The sequence below is a fragment of the Variovorax sp. efr-133-TYG-130 genome (assembly GCF_030208835.1).
Classification (GTDB): Bacteria; Pseudomonadota; Gammaproteobacteria; order Burkholderiales; family Burkholderiaceae_C; genus Variovorax.
Window position 1 is genome coordinate 140,784 of sequence record NZ_JARVTD010000003.1, and the last position, 9,545, is coordinate 150,328.

The following is a 9,545-nucleotide window of genomic DNA, read 5'->3' on the forward strand; positions in this document are numbered from 1 at the left end:
GCCTTGCGTGGCGGGCGTGCTGCGCAATGTCGACCAGCTCGCGAGGCACGGCATGCCCGATCGCATCGAGCCTCCGAAGGCCGACCGATAGCCAGCATCGGCCAACCGGTCAGCCGCCGTCCGCAAAGTTGTCGAACAGCAAGCCGCGCATCCACTGGTTGCCCGGATCGCGGTGCGCCTTCGCGTGCCAGAACAGGTTGATCGCTATCTGCGGCAGCGCCACCGGGTGAGGGCGCCACACCAGCCCGAAGGGCTCCGCGATGCTCTGTGCGAGCCGCTCGGGCACCGTCGCGATCATGTGGCTCGAGCGCAGGATGTGGCCGATGGCCACGAAGTGCGGCACGCGCAGCTTGATGCGCCGCTGGATGCCCTGCGCCGCCATCACGTCGTCGGCCTTGCCGTGGCCGGTGCCGGCGGCCAGGACCTGCACGTGGTCGGCCGCGCTGAAGTCCTTCAATGACACGCTGCGTTTCTTTGCGAGCGGATGCGCTTGCGAGAACAGGCACACGTACTGCTGCAGGAACAGCCGGCGCTGGAACACGCCGGCCTTGAGCTGCGGCAGCAGGCCGATGGCGATGTCGACGTGGCCGGCCTCCAGCTCGTCGCGCAGGTTGGTCGCGGTGTTGTTGCGCAGCGTGCTCACGGTCACGCCGGGCGCGGCCACCGAGAGCGCTTCCATCAGCTTCGGGGTGAAGTAGATCTCGCCGATGTCGGTCATGGCGAGCGTGAAGTTGCGCGTGCTGGTGGCGGGGTCGAACACCACCTGCTGGTTGAGCGCCGTGTGCAGCGCGCCCATGGCGTAGGCCACCGGCTCCGCCAGCTGCAGCGCGAAGGGCGTGGGCTCCATGCCGCGCGCGGTGCGCAGGAACAGCTCGTCGCCCAGCAGCTTGCGCAGGCGCGCCAGCGCATTGCTGATGGCCGGCTGCGAGAGGCCCAGCGATTCGGCCACGGCCGACACGCGCTTCTCGGCCAGCATGCGGTCGAACACCAGCAGCAGGTTGAGGTCGATGTCCTTGAGTTGCACGGCGGACCTTTATTCAGCGCAGTGATGAGGAGGATTCACCGAATTCTATTGGTCAATCGGAAGCCCCCGCGCATCATCGCCTCCCAGAGACAGGCCGGCACCCACGCCGGCGCAAGAGAGCCCCACGATGGACCTGCACATACATCCCCTTGCCCGCACCCTCGAGGTCCGCCCCGGCGCGAACCTGCTCGAAGTGCTGCGCGAGCATCACGTGCCGGTGTCCTACAGCTGCATGTCGGGGCGCTGCGGCACCTGCCGTTGCAAGGTGGTGTCGGGCCAGGTGCTCGACGGCGGGCAGGACGCCATCCGCCCGGACGGCCAGGGCGAGCGCTATGTGCTGGCCTGCCAGAGCACCCTCACCGAAAGCTGCGCGATCGAGATCCCCGAGCCGGACGAGGTGGTCGTGCATCCTGCGCGCATCCTGAAGGCCACGGTGACAGGCATCGAAGCGCTGACCCACGACATTCGCCGGCTGCGCCTCAAGCCCAACAAGCCGCTGGAGTTTTCTCCCGGCCAGTACGCGCAGCTGCAGTTCGCCCCCGACCTCGCGCGGCCGTATTCGATGGCCGGGCTGAGCCGCGACGCGGAGCTCGAGTTCCATGTGCGCCGCGTGCCCGGCGGGCGCGTCACGGCGCACATCTTCGAGCAATTGCGCATCGGCGATCCGGTGCGCGTGAGCGGGCCGCTCGGCACGGCCTACCTGCGCACCAAACACCGCGGACCGATGCTCTGCGCGGCGGGCGGCACCGGGCTGGCGCCGATTCTTTCAATCGTGCGCGGCGCCATCGCGGCCGGGCTCACGCAGCCGATCCACCTGTACCTCGGCGTGCGTTCCGATGCCGACGTTTACGGCCTGCAGGAACTGCGGGAGCTGCAGGCGCAGCACCCGGGCCTGGACGTGCACGTGGTGGTCGTCACCGGACCGGCGAACGGAAAGCAGCGCGTGGGCCTCATCACCGACGCGATCCGCGCCGACTGGCCCGGCAGCCTCGACGGCTGGCGCGCCTACCTCTGCGGCTCGCCGCCGATGGTCGAGGCGGTGACGCAGCTGGTGCGCGGCCGTGGCCTCGCACCCGAGCAGACGCATGCCGACGCCTTCTACCTGCAAGGCACCTGAACACAACGAAGGAGACCCACGATGACCACGCAAGCCGTGTTCCCCGTCGAACTGAAATGGGAGAGCGAGCAGACCGCCCGCATTCCCTTCATGGCCTACACCGACGAGGCCTTGCACAAGAAGGAGCTGCAGCGCTTCTTCTACGAGAAACACTGGTGCTATGTCGGCCTGGAGGCCGAGATTCCGAACCCGGGCGACTTCAAGCGCACCGCCATCGGCGAGCGCTCGGTCATCATGTCGCGCGACGAGGCGGGCGAGATCCATGTGTTCGAGAACGTCTGCGCGCACCGCGGCATGCAGTTCTGCCGGGAGCGCCACGGCAACAAGAAAGAGTTCGTCTGCCCCTACCACCAGTGGAACTACACGCTCAAGGGCGACCTGCAAGGCGTGCCGTTCCGGCGCGGCGTGAAGCAGGACGGCAAGGTCAACGGCGGCATGCCCGCCGACTTCAAGACCGAGGAGAACGGCCTCACCAAGCTCAAGGTGGCTTCGCGCGGCGGCGTGGTGTTCGCTTCGTTCGACCATGCGATCGAATCGTTCGAGGACTTTCTCGGGCCCGACATCCTCCACTACTTCGACCGGCTGTTCGATGGCCGCAAGCTCAAGATCCTCGGCTACAGCCGCCAGCGCATTCCAGGCAACTGGAAGCTGATGCAGGAGAACATCAAGGACCCGTACCACCCGGGCCTGCTGCACACCTGGTTCGTGACCTTCGGCCTCTGGCGCGCCGACAACAAGTCGGAGCTGAAGATGGACGCGCGCGGCCGCCATGCCGCCATGATTTCCACGCGCGGCAGCGCCGGCAAGGCCGCGCAGGTGACGCAGGTGTCCAGCTTCAAGGAGAGCATGCAGCTCAAGGACCCGCGCTTCCTCGACATCGTGCCCGAGCCCTGGTGGGGCGGCCCGACGGCGGTGATGATGACGCTGTTCCCGAGCCTGATCCTGCAGCAGCAGGTCAACAGCGTGTCCACGCGCCACATCCAGCCCGTGGGGCACGACGCCTTCGACTTCGTCTGGACGCATTTCGGCTTCGAGGACGACACCGACGAAATGACCCAGCGCCGCCTGCGCCAGGCCAACCTGTTCGGGCCCGCGGGCTTCGTCTCGGCGGACGACGGCGAGGTCATCGAGTTCTCGCAGGAAGGCTTCGAGCAGAAGCCGTTCCACCGCACGCTTGCCGAGCTTGGCGGCCGGGAGGTCGAGAACACCGACCACATGGTGACGGAGACGCTGATTCGCGGCATGTACCGCTACTGGCGCGAGGTGATGGAGGCATGATGAAGCTCGACGCCGACACCTACCTGGAACTCTCGCGGCTCTACGCCGCCTACGCGCACGCCGTCGATTCCGGCCAATGGGGCCTGTGGCCCGGCTTCTTCACCGAGCAGTGCAGCTACCGCTTGCAGCCGCGCGAGAACCACGAACGCGGCCTGCCGCTGGCCACGCTTTCGTTCGAGAGCCGCGGCATGCTCGAAGACCGGGTCTACGGCATCCAGGAGACGCTGTTCCACGACCCGTACTACCAGCGCCACGTGGTCGGCCTGCCGCTGGTGCACGCGGTCGATGCCGACGGCACGATCCACAGCGAGGCCAACTACGCGGTGTTCCGCACCAAGCTCGACCAGCCCTCCACCGTGTTCAACGTGGGCCGCTACATCGACACCGTGGTGCCCACGCCCGAGGGCCTGAAGTTCGCGTCGCGCCTGTGCGTGTTCGACAGCGAGATGATCCCGAACTCCATCATCTATCCGATCTGAAACCCGAGTCAGTCATGCAGCAAAAAGAACCAGAGACACACGGCGCGCCGCTGCGCCGCTTCACCGACCCCGCCTACGTGCCGCTGTGCGCCGACCTCGCCGAGGTGCGCGAGAACATCGACCGGCTCGACCGCCAGATCGTCGCGCTGCTTGCCGAGCGCGGCCGCTACGTGAAGGACGCCGCGCGCTTCAAGCGCGACGCCTTCCAGGTCTCGGCGCCGCAGCGCCAGCAGGAGGTGATCGACAAGGTGAAGGCGCTGGCCGAAGAGAAGGGCGCCTATCCGGAGGTGGTCGAGGCCGCCTACCGCGCGCTCATCGCGGGCTTCATCGCGCGAGAGCAGCAGGACCACCTGGGCATGGTGCCGGTGGAGGCCAGGGCATGAAGCAAGCCCGGCTCGGCATCGCCTTCACGGCACTGGCAATGGCTGCGGCCGCCCACGCACAGGGCTGGCCGCAGCGGCCGATTCGCATCGTGGTGCCGTTCGCGGCCGGCTCGTCGCCCGACATCCTCGCGCGCATCGTCAACGACAAGCTGGCCGCGCGCATCGGCCAGCCGCTGATCGTCGACAACAAGCCCGGCGCGGGCGGCAACACCGGCACCGACCAGGCCTCCAAGGCGCAGCCCGACGGCTACACCTTCCTGCTGTCGGTGAACGCGCCGCTGGTCTACAACACCGTCCTCTACAAGAACCTGCCGTACGACCCGTTCAAGGACCTGGTGCCGGTGTCTCTCGCGGCCACCACGCCCAACGTGTGCGCGGTGTCGAATTCGATGAACGTCGATTCGGTCAAGGGCTGGCTCGACGCGATGAAGCGCAACCCGGGCAAGTTCAATTTCGCGTCGACCGGCAACGGCTCGATCTCGCACCTGGGCGTGGAACTCGTCAAGCTCAAGACGAATTCGTTCGCGGTGCACATTCCATACGCTTCGTCGGGCCAGGCGGTCACGGCCATCATCCAGGGCGACGCGCAGTTCGCCTGCCTGCCGCCGGTCTCGGTGATGCCGCAGGCCAAGGCCGGGCGGCTGAAGGCGCTGGCCGTTACCTCGGCCGAGCGCTCGGCGCTGCTGGCGGAACTGCCGACGCTTCGCGAGTCGGGCCTGCCCGACATCCAGGCGGTGCCGTGGTTTGCCTACATGGCACCCAAGGGCACGCCGAACGACGTGGTGCAGCGCATGAGCCGCGAGATAGCCGCGGTGCTGAAGGAGCCAGAGACGCTCAAGCGCCTGCAGACCGCGTACTTCGACCCCGTGGGCAGCACGCCCGAGGCGCTGAACAAGTTCATGACGGAGGAGCTGCGCCGCTGGAAACCCGTGATCGAGCGCGCCGGCCTGAAGCCCGACAACTGACCACTCCACCGAGCAAGGACACAAAAATGAGCACGATGACCTGGGTCGACGCCGCGGCGGTCGACGACGTTCCCTCCGACGACGTGGTGGGCATCGAGGTGCAGGGGCGCGACATCGCGCTGTACGGCACCGAAGATGGCATCCACGCCACCGACAACATCTGCACCCACGGCCATGCGCGGCTGTGCGACGGCTTTCTCGAAGGCCATGAGATCGAATGCCCGCTGCACCAGGGCCGCTTCGACGTGCGCACCGGCAAGGCGATGTGCGCGCCGCTGACCGAAGACCTGCGCAGCTATCCGGTGAAGATCGAGGGCGGCCGCGTCTTTCTCTCGTTCGACCAGTGAAGGCAGCCGCTTCGGGCCATCTGTTGCGGCTCGAAGCGGATCGATCTGTATCTGTTTTCCCGCAGGACGGCTGGCGACAATGAGGCTCTTTTTCATGGAACCGATATGACAGCGCAGAGCCGAGACCAGATCGCCGACCAGATTGCAGCCGAACTGGGCCACAGCTTCGACGGCGACATCATTGCCGGCGGCCACTACGTGCCGATCGTGCGCGACGGGCGCACGGTCTACCTCAGCGGGCAGGTTCCGCGTGTGGGCACCACGGTGGTGGTCACGGGCCGCGTCGGCGATGCGGTCACGCTCGACAAGGCCCGCGAGGGCGCCCAGATCTGCGCGCTGCGCAGCCTCGCGCTGCTGCGCCGTTCGCTCGGCTCGCTCGACGCGGTGGAGAAGGTGCTGCGCGTCGGCGTGTTCGTGCAGTGCACCGCCGACTTCACGCAGCAGAGCGAAGTGGCCGATGCCGCGTCCGACCTGCTGCACCGCGTGTTCGGTGACGCGGGCGTGCATGTGCGCACGGCGGTCGGTGTCTATGCGCTGCCGAAGAACGCGACCGTCGAGGTCGAGATGACCGTGGCGGCCAAGCACGACATCCGCTGACTAGCCGGCCTTCAGCGCGGCAAGGTCGCGCGCGAGCTGCGCGATCGTGAGAGGGGCGCAGCCCTCGGCGTTGTTGCTCACGGTGACGAAGGCGTTCTGCCCCGCGCGGGTGGTGCCCGCGATCACCTTGGCCAGCGCGGCGCGCGTCTCGGGGTCGGGGTCGACGATCCTGTCGAACGGGCCATAGAGTTTTTCCGCGTCTTCGTAGCCGAAGCGGCCGTGGCGGCGGTGCAGGTTCCAGCGGCACACCAGCGGCCCGGGCCACAGCGCGCGCAGCATCGGCAGTTGCTCTTCGATGGGCGGCATCTTCGCGTGCAGGCCCATGCAGAAGGTGGCGCCCACGCTGCGCAGCATGTCGGCGAAGGCGGGGGTCAGCAGCTGCGGGTCGCGCACCTCGACGGCGATCACCGCGTCGGGCGCGGTCTGCTTCAGGTCGGGCAGCGCGCCGAGCATGTCGGCAATGCGAGCCAGCAGCGCCGGCTGGTCGGCCAGCAGGTGGCCGGGGATCGGGCTCAGCTGGAACACCAGCACGCCGATGCGATGGCCCAGCCCTTCGAGCGCGGGCAGCACGAACTCCTGCCGCGCGATCTCGCTGCTGAGGAACACCGGGTTGGCCTGCATGCCGCGGCCGCTTTCGTCGCGCACGGTGGCGTCGGTCACCAGGCTGGGCGCCTTCACCATGAAGCGGAAGTCGTCAGGCACCATGGCCGCGTAGCGCGCGTACTGGCTGGCGGTGAGGGCGCGATAGAAGTTGCGGTCCAGGCTCACGGTGCGGAACAGCGGATGCTGCGCGAGCGCGGAAAGTCCGTTCTTCGACAGCACCGACTCGGCGTATTCGCCGTTCCACACGAGGCCGGCCCAGCCGGGGTAGCTCCACGACGACGTTCCGAGCCGCAGGTTGGGCGGCAGCGCCGCGGCGAGTTCGACGAGCGCCGGGTCCGTCGGCGCGGGCTCGACCGTGCCGGTGCGCGGCTTTTTTCCGGCGGCCGGTTCGGGAGGCGGCGGGGCCACCTGCACCTCCTGTGCGGGCGGCAGATCGGGGAAAAGGGAGTCCTGTACTTCAGCCATGTCTGGGGCGGCATTCTCGGCCAACACGGGGGCGGCCCGCGGCGCCGGGCACAATCCGCGCCATGAAACAGTGGTTGCGTGCGCAAGGTGGATGGTGGCTGGCATGGGTGGTGCTCACCGTGGCCGGCGCCGTCTGGATCGCGCGCGCAGAACTGGCGCAGATGCACCAGGACTTCGAGACCGACGTGCGCATCGCGCACCGGCTCATGAGCCAGCAGATGGTGCAGTACGACGCCGTGCTGGCCACACTGGCGCTGCTGGAGCCCAGCACCGGCGCCGACCATCCAGAGCAGCGCCTGCCGTCGGTGTATTCGTCGATCCTGCGGGTGCAGCGCCGCGAGCGCGACGAGCCCTGGCCGGACGCCGGTCCGGCGGCGAGCGCCACACCCGCCGCGCTGGCCGCCGCCGAGGCCCGCTCGCGCAGCCAGCATCGCGCCGACCTCGCGTCGCTGGACCTGGCGCACGGCCGCTATGTGCTGGTGATCGGCGCCACGCCGTTCAGCTACGCGCTCGACATCGACCTGGCCGGCTCGGTGCCCTGGCGCGACTGGCCCATGAACCCGCAGGTCAGCCCGGTGCGGCTGAGCCTGCAGCGTGACGGCCAGCAACTGGTGCTGCAGCCCGGCCGGCCCACCGCGGGCGGCTGGCGCTTCGGCCTGACCAAGCCGCTGGCGTCGCCGAGCCAGCCCTTCGACCTCGTGGCCGAGCGGCAGGTGGGCTGGGGCGAGCTCCCGTGGCGCGGCATCGGCGCCTGGGCCGTCGCGACGGCGCTGCTGCTGGCCGGACTGTGGATGGCGCAGCGCCAGCGCATCGCGCGGCGCCGGGCCGAAGAGCTGCTGCGGCTCGGGCAGGTCGCGCGGCTCAACGCGCTGGGCGAGCTGTCGGCCGGGCTGGCGCATGAACTCAACCAGCCGCTGACGGCGGTGCTGGCCAACGCGCAGGCCGCGCGCCGCCTGCTGGACGACGAGCCGCCGGACCTGGCCACCGCGCGCGACGCGATGGGCCAGGCGGTCGAGCAGGCGCGCCGCGCGGCGGGCGTCGTCGGGCGCCTGCGGCGGGTGATCGAGCTGCCCGAGGCTGCGGGAGACGCCCGGCCGCTGGTGCTGCAGGAGGTGGTGCGCAGTGCCATGCACCTGCTCGCGCCGGAGTTCGGCCGGCGCGGCATCGTCGCGCAGTTCGACCCCACGGCGCAGGCGCCGGTGCGGGTGCAGGCCGAAGCCGTGGCGCTGGAGCAGATCGTGCACAACCTGCTAATGAACGCATTGCAGGCGCTCGAGCTGGTGCCCGCCGGTGACCGGCGCCTGGCCATCGCGGTGGGGCGCAACGGCGCGGAGGGCGTGCTGACCGTCACCGACAACGGGCGCGGGATCGCGCCCGATGCCTTGCCGCGCCTTTTCGAGCCCTTCTTCAGCACGCGCGAAGGCGGGCTGGGCCTCGGCCTGAGCCTGAGCGAAACGCTGGCCAGCGGCATGGGCGGCAGCCTGAGCGCGGCCAATGCGTCGCCGCGCGGCGCGCGCTTCACGCTGTTGCTGCCGCTGGTCGCGCCGCCTGCGGAGCGCGCGCCATGAACGCGCCGGCAATCCACCAGCCGCAGTCGCCGCTGATCCACCTGATCGACGACGACGAGGCGGTGCGCGACGGCCTGTCGCTGCTGATCGGCACGGTCGGCCTGCGCGTGCAGGGCTGGGCCGACCCGGCGGCTTTCATCGACGGCTTCGACCGCGCGAGCGTCGGCGCCATCGTGCTCGACGTGCGCATGCCGGGCATCAGCGGGCTCACGGTGCTCGACCGACTGATGGCGCAGGGCGTGGACCAGCCCGTCATCATGCTGACCGGCCACGGCACGGTCGAGATGTGCCGGCGTGCCTTCAAGGCCGGCGCGGCCGAGTTCCTCGAGAAGCCGGTGGACGACGAGCAATTGCTCGAGGCACTGCAGCAGGCGGTGCGCCAGCATGTGCGTTCGCGCGAGCGCTCGCAGGCCGACAACGCCGCGCGTGAACGGGTGGCGCAACTGTCGGAGCGCGAGCGCGAGGTGCTGGCCTTCATCGTGCAGGGGCTCACCAACAAGGAGATCGCGCGCACGCTCGCGCTGTCGCCGCGCACGGTCGAGACGCATCGCGCCAACCTGTTCGCCAAGCTCGACTGCGATTCGCTCGCGCAATTGATCCGCCGCTACGCGCTGCTGGTCGACGGCGGCGCTCCGTAGTTCTACGGAGCACCGCGCGTAGCCGTACGAATGGCCGCGCAGGCCGGTGTTTTCTACAGTGGCGCAGCCGTCGGCAAGGGC

11 protein-coding genes are annotated in these 9,545 nt (G+C 69.1%); 9 read left to right on the forward strand and 2 right to left on the reverse strand.

Translation table 11 applies throughout. From position 1 onward, the window contains the following. Positions 1-109: 109 nt before the first annotated feature. Entirely contained in the window at positions 110-1,024 is a 915-nt protein-coding gene (locus tag QRN67_RS02775; protein WP_285410311.1) for a LysR family transcriptional regulator, read from the reverse strand. Between the two features lie 127 nt (positions 1,025-1,151). Here QRN67_RS02775 and QRN67_RS02780 point away from each other — a divergent pair, with 127 nt between their 5' ends. The 7 genes from QRN67_RS02780 to QRN67_RS02810 all read left to right on the forward strand — a co-directional run bounded on the left by QRN67_RS02780 (position 1,152) and on the right by QRN67_RS02810 (position 6,190). Further along, a complete protein-coding gene (locus tag QRN67_RS02780) occupies positions 1,152-2,141 on the forward strand; it encodes a 2Fe-2S iron-sulfur cluster-binding protein (RefSeq protein WP_285410313.1) in 990 nt (329 codons plus the stop codon). A gap of 21 nt (positions 2,142-2,162) precedes the next feature. Next, positions 2,163-3,419 carry an aromatic ring-hydroxylating dioxygenase subunit alpha gene (locus tag QRN67_RS02785; RefSeq protein ID WP_285410315.1) on the forward strand — a complete coding sequence of 419 codons (1,257 nt, stop codon included), beginning with the start codon at positions 2,163-2,165 and terminating at the stop codon, positions 3,417-3,419. Beyond that, positions 3,416-3,898 carry an aromatic-ring-hydroxylating dioxygenase subunit beta gene (locus QRN67_RS02790; RefSeq protein ID WP_081270577.1) on the forward strand — a complete coding sequence of 161 codons (483 nt, stop codon included), beginning with the start codon at positions 3,416-3,418 and terminating at the stop codon, positions 3,896-3,898. Before QRN67_RS02785 ends, QRN67_RS02790 begins: the two co-directional genes overlap by 4 nt. Positions 3,899-3,912: 14 nt before the next feature. Continuing rightward, the gene (locus tag QRN67_RS02795; RefSeq protein ID WP_285410318.1) at positions 3,913-4,281 is read left to right on the forward strand and encodes a chorismate mutase; all 369 of its coding nucleotides are present in this window, start codon (positions 3,913-3,915) and stop codon (positions 4,279-4,281) included. Beyond that, positions 4,278-5,246: a Bug family tripartite tricarboxylate transporter substrate binding protein gene (locus QRN67_RS02800; RefSeq protein WP_285410320.1), complete on the forward strand. Its 969-nt coding sequence runs from the start codon at positions 4,278-4,280 to the stop codon at positions 5,244-5,246. Before QRN67_RS02795 ends, QRN67_RS02800 begins: the two co-directional genes overlap by 4 nt. A 26-nt stretch (positions 5,247-5,272) precedes the next feature. Beyond that, positions 5,273-5,593 carry a non-heme iron oxygenase ferredoxin subunit gene (locus tag QRN67_RS02805; protein ID WP_285410322.1) on the forward strand — a complete coding sequence of 107 codons (321 nt, stop codon included), beginning with the start codon at positions 5,273-5,275 and terminating at the stop codon, positions 5,591-5,593. A 105-nt stretch (positions 5,594-5,698) separates the two neighbouring features. Next, complete coding sequence (locus QRN67_RS02810; protein ID WP_285410324.1) at positions 5,699-6,190, forward strand: RidA family protein; 492 nt, start codon at positions 5,699-5,701, stop codon at positions 6,188-6,190. Here QRN67_RS02810 and QRN67_RS02815 read toward each other — a convergent pair whose 3' ends face one another. Continuing rightward, positions 6,191-7,258 carry a DUF72 domain-containing protein gene (locus tag QRN67_RS02815; protein ID WP_285410326.1) on the reverse strand — a complete coding sequence of 356 codons (1,068 nt, stop codon included), beginning with the start codon at positions 7,256-7,258 and terminating at the stop codon, positions 6,191-6,193. Between the two features lie 62 nt (positions 7,259-7,320). Between QRN67_RS02815 and QRN67_RS02820 the strand changes: the two genes are divergently transcribed. Then, positions 7,321-8,826: a sensor histidine kinase gene (locus tag QRN67_RS02820; protein ID WP_285410328.1), complete on the forward strand. Its 1,506-nt coding sequence runs from the start codon at positions 7,321-7,323 to the stop codon at positions 8,824-8,826. Next, positions 8,823-9,464 (forward strand): response regulator transcription factor, encoded by a 642-nt coding sequence (locus tag QRN67_RS02825; RefSeq protein ID WP_285410329.1) that lies wholly within the window; start codon positions 8,823-8,825, stop codon positions 9,462-9,464. Before QRN67_RS02820 ends, QRN67_RS02825 begins: the two co-directional genes overlap by 4 nt. The last annotated feature ends 81 nt before the right edge of the window (positions 9,465-9,545 follow it).